At 34.6% G+C, this 17721-nt stretch carries 18 protein-coding genes; 7 read left to right on the forward strand and 11 right to left on the reverse strand.

The window, feature by feature from the left end; all coding sequences use genetic code 11:
- Positions 1-24: 24 nt before the first annotated feature.
- Entirely contained in the window at positions 25-921 is an 897-nt protein-coding gene (locus ACQKNX_RS00835; protein WP_427427138.1) for a hypothetical protein, read from the reverse strand.
- A 294-nt stretch (positions 922-1215) separates the two neighbouring features.
- On the opposite strand from ACQKNX_RS00835, the gene ACQKNX_RS00840 reads away from it, so the two are divergent.
- Positions 1216-1710: an NUDIX domain-containing protein gene (locus ACQKNX_RS00840; protein ID WP_427427139.1), complete on the forward strand. Its 495-nt coding sequence runs from the start codon at positions 1216-1218 to the stop codon at positions 1708-1710.
- A gap of 41 nt (positions 1711-1751) precedes the next feature.
- Here the strand turns inward: ACQKNX_RS00840 and ACQKNX_RS00845 are convergent, their stop codons facing one another.
- Together ACQKNX_RS00845 and ACQKNX_RS00850 are read right to left on the reverse strand one after the other, a co-directional pair.
- Positions 1752-2063 (reverse strand): hypothetical protein, encoded by a 312-nt coding sequence (locus ACQKNX_RS00845; protein ID WP_427427140.1) that lies wholly within the window; start codon positions 2061-2063, stop codon positions 1752-1754.
- Positions 2064-2267: 204 nt separating this feature from the next.
- Positions 2268-3149: a LysR family transcriptional regulator gene (locus ACQKNX_RS00850; RefSeq protein ID WP_427427141.1), complete on the reverse strand. Its 882-nt coding sequence runs from the start codon at positions 3147-3149 to the stop codon at positions 2268-2270.
- A gap of 105 nt (positions 3150-3254) precedes the next feature.
- Between ACQKNX_RS00850 and ACQKNX_RS00855 the strand changes: the two genes are divergently transcribed.
- Positions 3255-4430 (forward strand): YbfB/YjiJ family MFS transporter, encoded by a 1176-nt coding sequence (locus tag ACQKNX_RS00855; protein WP_427427142.1) that lies wholly within the window; start codon positions 3255-3257, stop codon positions 4428-4430.
- 51 nt (positions 4431-4481) lie between these two features.
- Here ACQKNX_RS00855 and ACQKNX_RS00860 read toward each other — a convergent pair whose 3' ends face one another.
- Complete coding sequence (locus ACQKNX_RS00860) at positions 4482-5342, reverse strand: YitT family protein (protein WP_427427143.1); 861 nt, start codon at positions 5340-5342, stop codon at positions 4482-4484.
- 61 nt (positions 5343-5403) lie between these two features.
- Positions 5404-5940 carry a helix-turn-helix domain-containing protein gene (locus ACQKNX_RS00865; protein WP_427427144.1) on the reverse strand — a complete coding sequence of 179 codons (537 nt, stop codon included), beginning with the start codon at positions 5938-5940 and terminating at the stop codon, positions 5404-5406.
- A 535-nt stretch (positions 5941-6475) separates the two neighbouring features.
- Here ACQKNX_RS00865 and ACQKNX_RS00870 point away from each other — a divergent pair.
- Positions 6476-7624, forward strand: a complete 1149-nt coding sequence (locus tag ACQKNX_RS00870) for a hypothetical protein (protein ID WP_427427145.1) — start codon at positions 6476-6478, stop codon at positions 7622-7624.
- 329 nt (positions 7625-7953) lie between these two features.
- Here the strand turns inward: ACQKNX_RS00870 and ACQKNX_RS00875 are convergent, their stop codons facing one another.
- The 3 genes from ACQKNX_RS00875 to ACQKNX_RS00885 all read right to left on the reverse strand — a co-directional run bounded on the left by ACQKNX_RS00875 (position 7954) and on the right by ACQKNX_RS00885 (position 10492).
- Positions 7954-8127, reverse strand: coding sequence for a hypothetical protein (locus ACQKNX_RS00875; RefSeq protein ID WP_427428273.1), 174 nt, complete (start codon positions 8125-8127; stop codon positions 7954-7956).
- Positions 8111-9538, reverse strand: a complete 1428-nt coding sequence (locus ACQKNX_RS00880; protein WP_427427146.1) for a recombinase family protein — start codon at positions 9536-9538, stop codon at positions 8111-8113. Before ACQKNX_RS00880 ends, ACQKNX_RS00875 begins: the two co-directional genes overlap by 17 nt.
- Before the next feature lie 318 nt (positions 9539-9856).
- Positions 9857-10492, reverse strand: a complete 636-nt coding sequence (locus tag ACQKNX_RS00885; RefSeq protein ID WP_427427147.1) for a hypothetical protein — start codon at positions 10490-10492, stop codon at positions 9857-9859.
- 193 nt (positions 10493-10685) lie between these two features.
- Here ACQKNX_RS00885 and ACQKNX_RS00890 point away from each other — a divergent pair, with 193 nt between their 5' ends.
- Entirely contained in the window at positions 10686-10835 is a 150-nt protein-coding gene (locus ACQKNX_RS00890; RefSeq protein WP_402889305.1) for a hypothetical protein, read from the forward strand.
- A 172-nt stretch (positions 10836-11007) separates the two neighbouring features.
- Here the strand turns inward: ACQKNX_RS00890 and ACQKNX_RS00895 are convergent, their stop codons facing one another.
- Positions 11008-11664, reverse strand: coding sequence for a CatB-related O-acetyltransferase (locus ACQKNX_RS00895; protein ID WP_427427148.1), 657 nt, complete (start codon positions 11662-11664; stop codon positions 11008-11010).
- Positions 11665-12045: 381 nt separating this feature from the next.
- Positions 12046-12531 (reverse strand): Ltp family lipoprotein, encoded by a 486-nt coding sequence (locus tag ACQKNX_RS00900; protein ID WP_427428245.1) that lies wholly within the window; start codon positions 12529-12531, stop codon positions 12046-12048.
- 744 nt (positions 12532-13275) lie between these two features.
- Between ACQKNX_RS00900 and ACQKNX_RS00905 the strand changes: the two genes are divergently transcribed.
- The gene (locus ACQKNX_RS00905; protein ID WP_427427149.1) at positions 13276-13659 is read left to right on the forward strand and encodes a type II toxin-antitoxin system HicB family antitoxin; all 384 of its coding nucleotides are present in this window, start codon (positions 13276-13278) and stop codon (positions 13657-13659) included.
- A 148-nt stretch (positions 13660-13807) separates the two neighbouring features.
- Here the strand turns inward: ACQKNX_RS00905 and ACQKNX_RS00910 are convergent, their stop codons facing one another.
- On the reverse strand, positions 13808-15097 hold the full coding sequence (locus ACQKNX_RS00910) for a hypothetical protein (RefSeq protein ID WP_427427150.1): 1290 nt from the start codon (positions 15095-15097) through the stop codon (positions 13808-13810).
- A 405-nt stretch (positions 15098-15502) separates the two neighbouring features.
- Between ACQKNX_RS00910 and ACQKNX_RS00915 the strand changes: the two genes are divergently transcribed.
- Together ACQKNX_RS00915 and ACQKNX_RS00920 are read left to right on the forward strand one after the other, a co-directional pair.
- Entirely contained in the window at positions 15503-15865 is a 363-nt protein-coding gene (locus ACQKNX_RS00915; protein WP_427427151.1) for a hypothetical protein, read from the forward strand.
- 376 nt (positions 15866-16241) lie between these two features.
- On the forward strand, positions 16242-17721 hold a 1480-nt coding region (locus ACQKNX_RS00920; RefSeq protein ID WP_427427152.1), incomplete at its 3' end, for a hypothetical protein.

Below are 17721 nucleotides of genomic sequence, written 5' to 3' on the forward strand. Positions count from 1 at the left end.
AAACAATTCAGAAATGTTTGTGTGTCAGGTATCGTAATACGTATTGAGTGCTGCTTCCAAGCGTTCTTCTAAATGTTGTGAAATATAGCTAACAACAAACTGCTCTTTTTCCATTTCAATTTGTGAGGATCTAAAAATTTTTGTGAAAAATCCTGACTTATTCTCTAGTGAAAATTGTTGCAGTGCTTCGGTGCGTAGTGTTGAAACGATTTCATTTTCAATATGACGTTCACGGATTTTTTTTACGATATCCTTTACACTACCTTCTTGTAACTCTAGCATTTGCTTTTGGAGATTTTTATTTATATGTTTCAGTTCATTTGTTTCATTTTGGATGTCTTCGATTTTGCGGCTTGATTCGGAAGAAAGAACATTTTGAGCTAAAAAATCTTCGTTAATCGTAATGTGCAATGTCCCAAGCTTTTCATTAGGTTCCATATGAAATAAACCGGTTTGTATCATTTGCTGTAGGACACTTCCTAAAACATCGACTTTATGAGCTAAATCATCTGATGAAGTAAGAGTGGTAGCCGTAATTTGATGTTTAATTTGCTGACCGCTATCATCAATTCCTAGAATAAGTTTTAAGCCTTTTACACGGTATTCGTCCTTTAAAAGTAGTATCATACGAAGTCGTAAAATGGCAGGAAGGTCCAACCGAATATTCGTGATTTGATGATTAGAGGCGCTATCAAAAATATACTGGTCAAAAGGTTTAATATAGTAACGAAGCATAGCATCCGTTATTTCAAACCAACCTGCAACTTCTGAAATACTATAATATTCTTTTTCATGGATGTGTGTTAAATAAGCATCACCATAAAGTGTTTCTTCTAATGGTGTATGTTGTAGAACGACAAACAATGGATCATGCTGCACAAATCCGAGTACTAATTCTTTTGCATCACTTATTTCAAGCATTTCTTCTACACCCCACTTTATTTTTCATTTGCTAAATTTTGCATTATCTCTCTATTAGGTTTCTATTCTTTTTAACCCAATTGTATGCATATTTAGAGAAGGATAATTTTATGTTTTTAATGTTTCTCAAAATGATTGTAATTTGATGAAATCCACATCGCTTTTTCAAAATTAAATGTAGCTAACGATGCTAACGAAAAAAAGATTGTTGTTTAAGAGGGATTTGTGAAAGGTTATAGAAAGGAAATATAAGGATATTTAATAAAAGATAAATATACAAAGTGGGGGAGATATATGCAGACTATAATTGTTGACTGGGATGGAGGCAAAGTAAAACTAACTTGGATGCCTCAAATGAAATTAACTAATACATTAATTGTGACAAGTGTTCATGCCGTGTGTATGAAAGATGGGAAGGTATTATTATCACATATAAAACATCGTGGTTTTAATTATCCAGGTGGTCACTTAGAAACAGGGGAGAATATAGAAGAAGCTATACTTCGTGAGTCCTATGAAGAGGGATATGTAAAGGGAACAGTCCAATACATAGGTGCAATCGAAGTGAGCCATAAAGAAAATCCATCGTTTAATTCAAAAGGTAAATATCCCGTAATAGGTTATCAGGCATTTTTTAGAATGGATGTTCTTGAATGCTTACCTTTTCTCCGAGAACATGAATCGTGTACTAGAATTTGGGTTGAACCATCTGAAGTACCATTTGTAATTAATGACCATGCACTTACAAAATTAATCTTAGATGATGCATTAGTTATAAGTTCGTGTTGAATAGTAATATATGATAAAACCAAGCCATTTTCTACAAACAACTACTTTGGTAAAAGTGGATAGATGGAAATTATGTGATTGCTCAGTAACTGGTCAGTGAGCATATTATGCATTTCAGCAAAAATAGTTTGGTCCTTAATTAAAATTTGCATTTCTGTGTACTTATATTGACGTTGGAATTCAAGGATATATTGCGTGATGATTGGTAAATTTACAGTGTTTTTGATCTCGACCTCCACAAAAAAGGGCAATGTTAATTGCGGTGGTGAAAAACAACCACGGCGAATCCAAATAGCTTCATTTACATAATAACGGATTGGCAATTGGCGATCACTAGCTATAAATAAGTCCATTTAGTTCTCCTTCATAACATAAATTCAAAATGTTTCATAACTATATTTAGTATAGCTTTTTCCGCTTAGATTGTCGTGAAGTAGCCTTGGACATTGATCTCGTATAGCTAGCGATCGCATGATGTTTGGTATAGTTAGGCTGTTAAAAATAGTATCTTCATCTCTTATTTCTCAGTCTTTGAAGGCTGTCATTATCGGCAATTTTTACAGCTGTCTAAGCTGTTGGTACGCTCCAATCGATTCAATGAAATGTGTTAGCGCAGGTGGTTGAAAATCATCTTGACGATAAATGAACCAAGTAGGGATTTGTGTTTGCTTTGTTGCCAGTACATGGATGGCGAGTGGTTGCGTAGCCAGATATTTTTCTGCGATTGCACGTGGCAGGAGAGTTACCCCAAGTCCGGCAGCTACACAGCCTATAATTCCATCAAGTGTTCCAAACTCCATTCTTTTCTGTGGTTGCACACCGTCTTCATGTAACCAATGTTCTAAAATAGCCCGATAAGAGCAGCCGTGACGGAAAGTAATAAGTGTGCAATTTTCTACATCGCGCAATTTCTCAATTCGTTTATGCGTATTTGACGAAATGATTACAAGCTCCTCATTAATAAATTCCTTTGCTAAAATATGTTCTTTATAAACAGGCCCTGTAACAAATGCACCGTCTAACTCATAATTTTCTAATCGTTTAATATTCTCCGTCGATGTACTCGTTAAAATTGTTAACTCTATCTGTGCAAATGACTTATGAAATTTAGTTAAAAGTGTTGGTAAATGGAGAGCAGCAGTAGTTTCCATTGAACCAATACGCAGAAAACCTTTTTGTTCTCCCGTATCATGGAGCATTTCAAAAGATTTATCATACAGATGTAACATTTTTAATACGATTTCATAAAATTGTTCTCCTTTAGGTGTCAAACGAATCCCACGATGCCCACGATAAAAAAATGTTACATTATATAATTCTTCAAGATTTTGTATTTTCATTGAAATATTAGATTGTGAGTAATTGAGTTCTGCAGCTGCCTTAGAAAAACTTCCCGCTTGTACGACTGTCCGAAAAATAAATAAATCATTAAAATTCAAGATATTTCCTCCAGCTATCAATTTATTTGATATCTATTATAAATAATCCGCTCTATTTGTGATACCGAAATATTAGTTATAGTGAATGTGAGAGGGAGGGGAAATATGAACAAGCAAACAATACATTATTTAATCGGAGGAGTATTTGCATTCATCGTTGCAATGGGCATTAGTCGTTTTTCGTATACGGTCATTTTACCGTACATGCAGGAAGCGTTTGCATTTAGTCGAGCAACTGCAGGATTTTTAGCTACGAGCAATTATTTAGGCTATTTTGTAGGTGCAATTATTGTTGGGCGTCTACAAATACAATATAAACGGATTCCCTTCTTACAACTAGCATTAGTTATAAGTATTGTAACAACTGGTTTAATGGGGTGCACTGATGAGATTTTAGTTTGGTATGTGCTTCGGTTTATTTCTGGTGTAATGAGTGCTTTTATTTTTGTCGTTGCTGCAAGCCTAGTGCTTGATCAATTAGCAAATAGCAGGAAATCACACTTATCAGGTATTTTTTATAGTGGTGTTGGGATAGGTATTGCATTAAGTGCTTTAATTGTATCACCAATACATGCTTTATTTAACTGGTATGGTACTTGGATTGCCTTAGCCTTTTTCAGTAGTATCTTGCTAATATTCATTGTAGCTTTTATAAAGCCAATTATACCTAACGTGCAACAGGAACCTAGCGAAGCTACTGTAATACGAACATCCCTACCGACAATGTGGATAAAATGGCTAGTACTTGCCTATAGTCTAGAAGGACTCGGCTATATTATTACTGGAACTTTCATTGTATCCATTGCAAAAGAATCAACAAGCTTTCAGGGCGATGCAGTCTTTGTATGGTTTGTCGTTGGGATTACAGCTATTCCATCTTGCTTTATTTGGTCAAAACTCGCACAACGTTGGGGTTATGTAAAAATATTATTCATAGCTATGTTGTTGCAGACATTTGGCATTGTCCTACCAGCATTTACAACAAATACTGTTACACTTTATACAAGTGCTTTTGTGTTCGGTGCTACATTTATGGGGATTACAACAGTAGCAACTACTTTAGCAAAGCAAATTGTCCCTATAAATAGTCATAAAATATTAGGTCTTTTAACAGCAGGCTATGCGTTAGGGCAATTGCTTGGACCTTCACTAGCAGGAATATTGGCCAACTATACCGACAGTTATCAATATGCGTTAATAGGTGCATCAGCTGTTGTATTAGTAGGTGCATTATGCCTAATAAAAGGTATAAAATATGAAAAAAAATTGCGAACTCTTTAATGCAATAAATAAAAAGAAGTAAGCAAGTAATGACCTTGCTTACTTCTAGTATTAGTGAATATCTCGTTTTTTGAAATTCCCACCGCGAACTTCTGAAACATCAGAAATAACGACAAAAGCACTGCTATCAATATCTTTAATAATTGTCACAAGCTTATTTTCTTCCATACGGTTAATGACACAGTTTAAAATTTCAGTTGGTTCGTTTGAAAAGCCGCCACGCCCTTGTGTATAAGTCACACCACGACCTAAACGAGCTTGAATGGCATCACCAATCTCCTCAGATTTTGCACTGACAACACGAACGTCTTTTGATTTTTCTAAACCGACTTGAATAATATCAATAACATTTTTCGCAATATAATACGTTAAGGCTGAATATAATGCACTTTCTAATCCGAAAATAAAGCTTGCCCCTAAGAAAATAAAGGCATTGATAAATAATATAATATCTCCGACTGAAAACGGAATTTTACGTGATAATAGTACGGCTAACACTTCTGAGCCATCTAATGCACCACCGTTACGTAAGACAATACCTATTCCAATTCCGAGTAACATACCACCTGATAAGACAATTAATAAAGGATCTTCTGGACCTAAAATTGTTTTAACATCATGTAAAAGGACTGTGGAAATCGATAAAGCAGCTATCCCAGTACTACTCATTAATGCAAATGTTTTTCCTACTTGTTTGTAGCCAATATAAATAAATGGGATATTAAGTACAAAGAGTAGTACCCCTAACGGAATTCCGAATAAATGGGCACCCATAATACTAATACCTGTTACGCCACCATCAATAACATTGTTCGGTATTAATACCGCTTCAAGTCCATATGCTGCGACGATTGCGCCTATAATAATCATGATAAATTTTCTTATGTTTTCAACTGACTTGCCTTTTTTCATTAATCTTCTCCATTTCTTTACAGTTTAAATCCAGTTATTTTGTCTAGATAGTTGTAGTTAATTAAGATTTTGGAATAATATTTACTGCAATTGTTTTTGTTTCAGTCTTATTGCTTGAATCGGACATATTATAGTATTTCGTTAATAAATCATTTAAATCATTTTGAAAGTTGTTAAACTGTTCTTTTGTTAAAGATAAGTCAAGTAATGAAAAAGTAGCTGTATCCTCGATGCAATCTTCTTCAAATAAATTTAAATAATTTTGATATTGAGACAGTAATGCTACCTGATAGTAGGAAATATAGTTGAGTTTTTTCTTTTTCGTTAGCTTGGACCACTCCTCCGCGTCTATTTTTGCTGCTCCCTCATTTAAAGCATAAAATTTTTCCGTAACAGAACGTACTTTGCGTTCTTTTACAATTTGAATAATGTTTTCATCCATTAATATTTGAATATGGCGATATAAAGTAGCTTGCGGTACATCTTTAATTAAAGAAATCATCTCTAACGTACTTAAACCTTCTTCTGTATTATGCATCAGTGCCTGTAAAATTTTCATTCTTACAGGATGCATTAAAACCTCCGCTTTATTAAGCATAATCGAGCCCCCTATCTGAAGAAAAGAGATGTTATCAATGGATTAACTGAAACGTTATCAACATGAGAACATTATCAAAAAATATAATATATTTCTTAACAGATGTACAGTAAAAAGTAGCCGAAATTTTTTAACGATAATGTTAGAGTGGGCAAATGTGTGAAAATAAGAGCATGAATATTTATGTCACAGCAAAAAATTTAAATAAGAGCTCGAGTGAAAGGAAAAGCAATTAATATTGAGACCCATTCATTAGTTAGTGAGTTTCTATGACATGTTTACCCAAAACATATTGCATCTGTCATTAAAAAGCTTCTATATACTAGGTTCATTGAAAAATTGATAAAGAGTTAGCTGCTTATACTGACATTATTGGTGAACAATGAGGCTTTTATAACTGTAATCTTCCTGATTATAGTTAATTTTGTAGTTTCTAATTAAAAAAACTTTTTTTGATAATCATTGAAACATTTGCTGGACGAAGAGCGTATAATTATTTGTAACACCAATCTGTTAAAATAAGGGGAAATAAAGTGTGAAAAAACCATTTAAAAAAACTTGGATGATTGCTTCAGCATTTACACTAGGGATGGCTGTCCTTACGCCACTTCAAGTAGGAGCTACAACAGTAGAAACAAAGGATAGTAATATTAATGTTCAATTAGAACAAAAAATATCTGGAACTATTAAAGAAATCTTTGGCGATGGAATGAACTTGAAAGGAATAGACGGTAAAAAATATTTTATAAGTTTTAGTAAATTTTCTACAGAACAAATTGAAAAATTGAAATTAGTAGTCGGGCAGGAAATTTCTATAGAAGGTAGAGTAGTAGACGATTATTCAGACTTCTATACGTTTGAAGTGTATAAAAAAGATCTTCCTAAAGAGGTAACGAAGGAAGATTTAGAGAAATTAGAAAAAATGTTTGGTGAAATAAAGAAGTTAGAAAAAGAAGCAATACATGAGGCTGAAAAACAAGCATCAGAAGAAGCGTTTGAAAAGAAATATGAAGAAATTGAAAAAAATCAGGAAGAAATGTATAAAATTACAAAACCTTATTTTTTAGCTAATTGGCAGCCTGAAACTTTTGCACAATATTTAGAAGGTCTTGGGTTTAGTGAGAAAAATATAGTTATCAAAGAAAATGATAAAAAACAGCTTCAAGCTATTTATGAAGAGTGGGTAAAGCTTGAAAAAAGTGGTGATGAAGAAAAGGCTAATATAAAATATGATGAGTTGTATACAATCCTTCAACCATATCTTGATGAATTATATCCACCACTAACTTTTGAAGATTACATGGAAGGGATGGAATTAGACATTCCTGTTGAAACTATGGCGAAGTTAAAAACTCTATATGAAGATGCTCAAAAAGCTGAAAGTGATGACAATATGGAGTTGTCTGAAATGCTATGGAATCAATTCCATGAACTTATTGGTCAATTCATCAAGCCGATGACATTTGAAGAATACATGTCTGATTTTGAATTTGATCTAAGTAAAGCTGATAAAGAGCAATTAAAAAAGCTATATGAAGAAGCCATAAAACTTGATAATGAATTGGCTAACGAAAAATGGGATGCATTTTACAAAATTCTAGAACCTTATTTTGCTATAAATAAAGAAATTCTATTCTTTGCTTCTAAATTAACTATAAACAATCAAGATTACCTTCCACAATAAGAATTTAGCATAAAACTGGCGTCTTTTAAGGAGTATCGCAGACACGCCTTATCAAAAGAAGGAATGTATATTTAGATGCTAAGAGAATTGGATGAGTACTTCATTTATAAATTGTAGAGAGGTATCGCACTATGTATTAGTAAGTGATCCAATTGACTTTAGCGAAGTGTACCTGGCGATTTTATGTAGTATACAGGAAAAAATAATTTCATTGCTTTAAAAATGGGTTTCAACATCAGAACTTAAAATGAAAAACAACTCAGCCATCTGTTGCAATCGACAATCGATAACAACAGATGGCCTTTGTGTAAATGTATATTCTTCAATCTTTAAATTAAAAGCATCGCCACTAGGGTCGTTATAATAAGACCTATCGCTACAGGCAATAAATTGCGCCGTGCAAGCTCAAATGGACTGACGTTACAAATAGCAGCAGCGGGAATGAGCGCCCATGGTATAAGTGTACCGCCACCAATAAAAGACATATTATGTAGCTGCAACAATTATAATTTCTCTGGCTTGTTTACTGCTCGTATAATCATCCTTAGTATCAACGACTATTTGTTCGAAGATGGTGGTCATTAATTGTTTACGTTCGTTATCATCGGCATTTAGCCATAGTGTATCAATATTGCGGATAACAGTACGGATTTCAACATGTTGACGCTGATCCTGCTGCTTCAAATTTTTTAGCTTTTCTTGAATCTCTTTTTCTTTGTTACGAAGCTTTTCGCTTTCATGAATTAACTCATCAAGCCCGATAACATCATGCTCAAACATTGTCTTCTTCTTGTGAGAAAGTTTTTGAACAATGGATAATTCTTGTTGTAACGCTGTGAGTTGTGCCATAGGAAATGTGGCATCTCCTTCATTACTTTGAAAATGTCCACCTACTAAGTCATCCCATTTTGCTAAGATGGTTTGCACTAAATTGCTTTCTAAAATCATATGACTGGTACAAGCTTTTCCAGCTTTCTTGCCAGAACATCGATACGTTTTTTTCTTACCGGCTTTGTGCCCTGACATCGCATGCCCACACCGCGCACATTTTAATAGCGAGGAAAAATAGTAATTGCTCGATTCTCGTTTCCCTCCTAAAGTTCTGCGTTTTTCTAACAAATCTTGTAGGTCCCAAAATTCATCGCGATCTATAATGCGTTCATGATTGCCTTCAAACAGTACCCGTTCCCGAGGAGGCTTTTTAATGTCTTTCGGATTAGAGCTAAACATTAAGTAACCTGCGTATGTCGGATTATTGGCAATATCTCGCACACTATCGACATGCCATTGTCCACCTTTTCGAGTGGGTATTCCTTTATTCGTTAATTGGCGGGCAAGGGAGAAAAAACCTAACGATCTTGCTAGTTTGAAGATATCCTTCACAATTTGAGCCTCTTCTTCATGAATAGCTAATTCACCATCTACTACTTGGTAGCCGAGGGGGGGCGTGCCACCTTTCCAGTGACCTAATTTTACTTTCTTCTCCATTCCAAAACGCACACGTTCTGCTGTATTTTCACGCTCCCACTGCGCAATCGCAGCTACAAGTGTAATAAATAAACGTCCCATTGCATTCGTCGTATCGTAAACTTCTGTAGCGGATTTAAATTTACATTCGTATTGGTCTAATTCAGCTAAAATTGTATGAAGATCAGGGACAGAGCGAGTTAAGCGATCAAGCTTATAGACAAGAAGGACATCAATACCACCTTGCTGAATGCGCTCAACCATAGCCTGAAAATGTGGCCTATTTAAATCTTTAGCTGAATACCCATCATCGACGTAGGGCGCCTCAACAATTTCCCAACCTTGTGACACACAATAAGCTTCCAATTTTTCAATTTGCGCAGCAATTGAAAACCCATGTTTAGCCTGTTCTTCTGTGCTGACTCGAACATAGATGACGCACTTCATCAGTATTTCACTCCTTCTACACTTCCTTTCTTTTATATATTTTACTGACTCTAAAAATAATACTTTTATATGTAGATGGAAGTTCGGATTTGATTAAAAAATTTCATCATTTCAAGTAGCGGATATGAATTTTGATGACAGGAAGAGCCTGTTGTATATACAGGCTCTAGCCCTTTAGTCAATTCATTAACAGTTGTATGAGCACGAAAAAAGGTTGGATTTTTGCATTTATTAAAATTTGGTAGTGGGAGTAATGAGGGAAGTGTAAGTAATGTGCACAAATTATATAAGTTTTAAAAAATGAAATGGATTAGAGGCTTAATTTCTCCAAATATTTTCGTATGTTTGTGCTTCTAGCTGTAGTGCTTGAAGAATTTTCGGGTTTGTTTGAGTAGCTACATGTAATTTAGCTGTTTTCACGTTTAACACAGCATATACAATATTTGATGGGGTAGGGTCATTACATTGTGCTTCTAACATTAAAGTGAGGATTGGTTGAATGTTTCGTTCATTAATTTTTTCAGTGTTCCCTTTAAAAAACAATTTTATTAAGTGAGGTATGCCGTTAATGACTAAACCTAATTCGGGAGACGAACGAACAACTAAACCATTAGTAGATGTCCACATTGATTTAGGTGGATCAAACCATTCGATTTCTTTGTTACGAGTAAATTTTTTAAATGCTTTTATTGCTTGCGTATAGGAATTAATTTTTCTTTCATGAACTTCGGACAGTAACGATTCTAAATTTTCTAGAGATTGATTTTTCTCATAGCATAATTTAATTCGTTCTCTTAATTGTTTCCAATGATCTTTTACTGGATGATAATCCCCTTGATTTTTAATTTCAGTAATTTTGTTCATCTTTGCTAACATTGTTTGCCTAACTGTGAAATCAATAAATTGTGTCAAACCGACAGACAATTTCTCCTTCTCCACTGTCGTTATTTTCAATCACTTCCTTTCTAAAATCATTTTAACAGAAAGTGAAACGAAATGGAGATAGTAATTTGGATTTAGTTGGTATCAATATCAACTGGCAGTAACTATAGTTAGGCGAATTGTATAAGCCCAATCAACTTGAAATTTGTCTTAACGAAAGTGACAAGCCTATTCGACATATTCTGATAAAAAAGGAGTGTGGGGAATGACGATAGTCAAAATGACAGAAGATAAAGTAAGGAAATTATTTCCGATTATTGAAAGCATTCTGTCTCGTGAATACGGAAGGAAGGTAACACTAAAGGACCTAACAGTGGGGGGCATTACAGTTTATAAAAATGATTGCGCGAAATAGCGCAGTCTAAAGATTTTTGGTACAAGTTATAAGGTATGTGAAATAATACGGCTAACATGTGAGAAAGCATGGAATATAAAGCACTGGAAAATGATGCTCTACAATACTAAATAGTAAAAATACATATTAATAAAAAAAACTACATCCAAATTAGATGTAGTTTCAGTAATTATTATATTTTTACTTCATTTAAATAAAAATCATACAGTTGATCGATGGAACCGTTTGATAACAAAGGAATAGCCTTTTCAATTTTCTCTCTTTTCCAATCAAACCAACGCATTTCTAATAATTTATCTATTTCTAAATCAGAAAAACGTTTTCGTATTTCTTTAGCTGGATTTCCTCCGACAATCGTATAAGGCGGAACATCTTTTAATACAACAGATCCTGCAGCAATAATCGCACCCTCACCAATAGTAACCCCAGGCATTATCATTGCATTCATTCCAATCCAGGCATCACTTTTAATAACCGTATCTCCTTTTGGCTCATAAGAACGTTTTATTTGTTCCGTAAAAGGATACACTGTTACCCATTCTGAATGGTGATTATGATTACCACCCATTAAAATGATGACACCACTGGCAATACAAACGTAGTTTCCGATAATCAGTTTATCTAAATGCCAACCAAAATCATTAATAGGATTAAATAGTTCACGAGATTTATGGTCACCCCAAAGGTATCTGACACATCCGTCCTCAAAATTTTGATTTCCATAATAACCCGAGTAGTATGAATAGTCTCCAACTTCTATGAGCGGATTTGTCACTAAATCCTTAATATATTTAATTTCTGACCAATGATTATATTGTTGATTGTTCATTATGCTTACCTCGCTTCTAAGTAATTAGTTTTAATGTATCTACCTAGAAGCTTAATCGCACAGCGACGTTTTTAAGTTTTCTTAAACGACGGATCATCGTCCTCAACCTCTCACATTTAATGAGGAAATAGTAACTTATAAAAATTAGTATGTCAAACTAGATATTGAGATTACGATTATAAAATAAATAAACCCAAATGTCTTTAATGTTATATTTGTGGTTATGTCACTATCGGTTATGCTCATTAATAAATTGCCGAAGAAGACTAAAATAAGTCCAATGAATCCAGTAATATATCTCAATGATTCATCTCCTTATTACAAAAAGCCACTCAGCTGAGTGACTTGTATTGTGTCTTACACAGTTACATGCGGTTGTACTTATTCTAAATTATCAATAGCATATTGAGCTTCTTCTTTTGTGAATTTTTCTCCGTATTCAGATATTAATTGATCGTAAATAGCCGAATTTGACATACTCATCATATCTGCGTATGATTTTGCTTTTTTCAATGCATTTTCTTTCCAATCAAATACAATATTATTTATAGCGTATTGAGCAGCATCCGCAGGGAAATTCTCCCCATATTCCGATGTTAATTGATCGTAAATCCCCGCCTTTGACATATGCATCGTTTTAGCATATTGCTCTGCTTTTTTTAACGCCGACTTATGCTCTCGTGGGACACTTTCCTCTTTTGCCTTAGCTTCTGCTTTAGCTTTAGCCTCCGCTTCTGCCTTAGCTTTGGCCTCTGCATCTGCTTTAGCTTGAGCTTCTGCTTTCTCTTTAGCTTTTTGTTCTGCTAACGCTTTTTCTTCTACTTCCTTCGCCTCACGTGCAGCTTTTTCTTCTGGCGTTTCTTCCACTTTCGCTACAGTTTCTACTTGTTTTTGTGTATCTTCTTTTTTTGTTATTTCTACTGGATCTGCTGTCATGCCAAAACCAATAAAGGATACAATCATTATCGCTACTGATATTCCAGTAAACTTAATTTGCTTTTTAGCTTTTGAAACATCCTTTTTAATAAATTGAACAATAGCCATAATTGCAAAAACTATAATAGCTAAAAAACTTAACACTGCTACAATTAAAAATAAATTATCCATGAATATATCCACGCTCCTTATTGACTATTTTATTGGTAAAATTGGTAAAAGTATATATAAAAATATACAATTTTATCTTATTAAAGCCTATTATGGATATTGGTTTTCAAATGTTTGCTAAAGATTGTGCATCGAATAAAGGATACATAAAGGGAAATTGTCAATTTCATATATAAATCAGCTGCTGCATAAAATTTTAGTTATACGTATATAATACGTATTAATCACTTTGCTCCTTTCTTTTTGACACGTATAATATACGCATATAAAGGGGTGAAAAATGAAAAAGAGAGAGTTGGAGAAACGCTTCACGGCAAAAGGGTGGAAATTTTTAACCTATGGTGGTAAACATGATATTTAGGTATCACCAACAGGCAAGAAAGAACAAATCCCAAGGCATGGAGAAGTTAATGAAGATTTAGCAAAAGGGCTAATCAGAAAGAACAAACTGTAAAAGGGGTGGCTTTCAAGCCCATTAAATATAGATACGAAAGAAGGTAGAAAATGAAAAATGTTGTAGTATATCCTGTGATTATTTCCCCCCTATCAGCAGACGGATTTCACTTAGTGACAATTCCTGATATTGAAGGGATTACACAAGGGGAAACTATCGCTGAAGCAATTGAATATGCAAGGGATTATATAGGTAATGCCATAGCTTTCGCTGATGAACCAATAAATAAACCGTATACTGTTTCTTTTACACCAAAAGAAAAAGATATTGTAACACTTGTAGATGTTGATATAGAGGCACATAAGAAAGCTTTAGATTTAACACCAGTTAAAAAAACTTTAACTATTCCTTGCTATTTAAATGATTTAGGTATGAAACAAGGTATAAACTTTTCCCAAACTTTAACGGATGCTTTAAAAGATAAATTAGTATAATAAATATACAAAGTAACATAATAAATTAACTAATAATTTAACCTCTCTCTTTTTATTTTCGGCTTGATAATTTCAAGCCGTTTTTTTATTTTATTCGAACTCTTTGCGTTTTGCCTTAAATTGACGCCTTGTATAAGAAGCCTCATTATCAGATGTCTTCCATTGGTGACGGTGTACCGCCACCCACCCAAATACCAGTAATTTGTCCGAGTGCGGTTAGGGTTGCTGTGCCTCCCCCGATAGCATTGCCGAATAAACTACCTACAGAACCAGCTAACGAAATGCCAGAGAAGCCAGAGCCATCTAAACCTGTAATGGCACCTACGACGGCAAGGGTAATGACCGCAATTTCCTTCGTTAACGGTACAACAGCGGCTAAGCCGACGCCTAAATCATTCACAATGCCATGTGAAGCGGCAGGGAGATAGTCACCGATAATTTTGGTAAATCCTGAGTCACCAAGATAAAAGAAGGCTGCTATTGGGATAACAGGTCCAAATACTCTAAATCCAAATTGGAATCCTTGAATTAAATAACTTGTCGATTTCTCAAATCCTTGTTTTTTGTGTGCCACAAGACAGAGCACTAATAAAATAAAGACAGCTGTTCCACCGATAAGGGCAGTGGCATCACCGCCTTGTAGTTTCAATACGGACATAGCGATAACATCGAGTAAAAAGGTGATGGGAATAAGTATGGCAAAAAATCGTTTTTGTCCGGATGTTAATAAATGTTCATCTTTCACTTGCTCGATACCATCTGTTGTTTCGTGTGCTGTCTTAAAATGAAGTGTCCCACGTTTCATATCACGTTTTAATAAGTAAAAAGCCACAATTGTTGTAACAAGCCCCATCGTAATGACAAGTGGAATGCTGGCTGATATAACGTCTCCAACTGGGATACCCGCAGCATCAGCAGTCAACTTCGGAGCCCCTTGAATGACAAAATCACTAGACAGTGCAATTCCGTGACCAAATAAATTCATCGCCATCGCGACACCTAATGCTGGTAAACCTGCACGAATGGCAACCGGTAAAAGCACAGCACCTAATAGTGCAACTGCAGGAGAGGGCCAGAAAAACCAAGAAATAATCATCATTAAAATCCCAATTGTCCAATAGGCAAGAGTTGGTGTTTTAATGAATTTTGTAAAAGGTGCAACCATGACCTCATTAATACCAGAAGTCATTAATACACGACTCATCGCAACAATAATGGAAATAATTAGTATGGTAGATAACAGCTCGGTAATCGCGTAAATAAAGCTGTTAAAAACACCACTTATTGAAGAAGTGAGATCACCAGTAGCGATAATCGCAAGTAGGAATATGCCCAGAATGCAAATGAGGGTAGTATCCCGACGTTTAACCATAAAGCCAATGATTAAGACAATAAAAACAACATAAATCCAATGGAGAGCAGTAAGTTCAATCCCCATATAGTTCCCCCTCAAAATTCGGTCTGATGCTATAGGATATGAAGGGAATAAAAGTTGGTGATGGTTTTGAAAAATTTTGATTGGAGTAGAATAGCAGCAGAATTGAAAATAAAAAGCATTAATAATCATTTTCAAATCTTAAATATTTCAAGAAATTAAGTAAAATATTAAAGTTCAAAACTACTTAAATAATGTTTTAATATAGGTGAATCTAAATATAGTGAAATTAAAATAGGGGGAATGTTATGGAGAAAATTGTAATGTTACGATTTATATCTTTTTTATGTTTAATCATTTCCTTAATTTTAATCACCTATGTTTCTGCGAGTGAAAATATAAAAGGAGATAGGCTTCACTAAGTTTGACAGAAAAATTAAGGAGAGGAACACAAAGGAGAGGACAGAAATGAAAAAGGTAATAAATATAACACTGATTTGTCTAATGGTTTCTGTTTTTTGTTCAACTACTCATTATCGTGCTGAGTCAACATATGACAACGATCTTGACCTATTACTCATACCTTACAAAAAAATATTAGAAAACTTAAGTAATGAATATGGGGTAAGAATGTATATTCCAGAAAAAAACAAAGAAAAATTTTTAAATAGCGTCCAAGATATGACACTACAAGAATTTGAAAAACTATTAAGACAACAATACAAAAATGCAGAAAAGTATATAAATCAATCTACTGAAGAAAGCGTTGTTTTCTATCCTCAACCAATTCCTAACGCAAACCAAGATGTATTAGCAATTCCGTTATATTAATACTCTAAATATAAAAGATTGGGCACCCATAAAAGTGAGTGTCCGATCTTTTTAAAGTTTAAGGAGGACATTAAGCGTCGGACTATTGATACAAAAGAATATTTAATCAAATATTTTAACTTTCTTGACAACAATAATGAGAAATATATAATTAAATTATAGTGAGAATCATTATCAATTAAAGACTTTAATACATTTATGTAATAAACCATAGATGTTTTATTTTGTTATTAATTGAGAATGGTAATCATTTAGGGGTAGTACTAGTAAAAGCTTTAAAAGGAGGTAGAAACGCTCAAGATAGGTCTAACTAATCAAAAATTCTGGATTCCTAGTAATTTAAAACAATTTGCACATTCAGGAGGTCAGAGTAGGTATGAAGAAATTTCTACAATATGTAGCAATGGCATTGCTCATTTTTGGTGCAGTATTACCTAACCTTGGCATGGAAGTAAAGGCGGCGGAGAATACCGACGCTAGTTGCACAATTGACTACTCAGCCAGTTTAAATGTTTTAAAAGCTGATTCAAAAACTGGTTCCGTAACGGAAGAAAATTCAGTTATGGTAAAGAGTGGCTATGTAAAAACAGAAGCTGCTATTAAAAAACAAAATGGTCAGTATACAGTTGATATTACGGTGCCAGGAAGGTTTTCAACTTGGTATAGAGGTTTTAAAGTTGAATCAGGTGGGGAGTTAAAAGAAGCTATTAAAAGACAAAAAGACACAGATGGGAATGAAGTATATACATTCGCGATCGACCAATATAATAACCCCATCCGAGCATGGGTTGACATATACGTTAAATTGGAAAAACCTATACCTTTCACATACGACAATAGGTACACTGTTTACCTAGTACTTTCAAATGTTACGGAGAGCAAACGGGTTTGTGAAGAAACACCACAAACTGAGGTAAAAGAACAATCTCAGCAAACAAAACAAACTGAGCAAACAGGCCAAACTGAGCAAACAGGCCAAACTGAGCAAACAGGCCAAACTGAGCAAACAGGCCAAACTGAGCAAAAAGGCCAAACTGAGCAAAAAGGCCAAACTGAGCAAACAAAACAACCCGAACAAAAAGAACAAACTCAGCAAACAGGCCAAACTGAGCAAAAAGGACAGTCTCAACAAACAGGTCAAACTGAAGTAAAAGAACAAACTCAGCAAACAGGCCAAACTGAGCAAAAAGAACAAACTCAGCAAAAAGGCCAAACTGAGCAAAAAGGCCAAACTGAGCAAACAAAACAACCCGAACAAAAAGAACAATCTCAGCAAACAGGCCAAACTGAGCAAAAAGAACAGTCTCAACAAACAGACCAAACTGAAGTAAAAGAACAAACTCAGCAAACAGGCCAAACTGAGCAAAAAGGACAGTCTCAACAAACAGGTCAAACTGAGCAAAAAGAACAAACTCAACAAACAGGTCAAACTGAGCAAAAAGGACAGTCTCAACAAACAAGTCAAACTGAGCAAAAAGGACAGTCTCAACAAACAGGTCAAACTGAGGAAAAAGGACAGTCTCAACAAACAGGCCAAACTGAGCAAAAAGGACAGTCTCAACAAACAAGTCAAACTGAGCAAAAAGAACAAACTCAGCAAACAGGCCAAACTGAGCAAAAAGAACAAACTCAGCAAACAGGTCAAACTGAGCAAAAAGAACAGTCTCAGCAAACAAAACAAACTGAGCAAAAAGAACAGTCTCAACAAACAGACCAAACTGAAGTAAAAGAACAAACTCAGCAAACAGGCCAAACTGAGCAAAAAGAACAAACTCAGCAAACAGGCCAAACTGAGCAAAAAGGACAGTCTCAACAAACAGGCCAAACTGAGCAAAAAGGACAGTCTCAACAAACAG

The organism is Lysinibacillus sp. NPDC093712 (genome assembly GCF_050280025.1).
GTDB lineage: Bacteria > Bacillota > Bacilli > Bacillales_A > Planococcaceae > Lysinibacillus.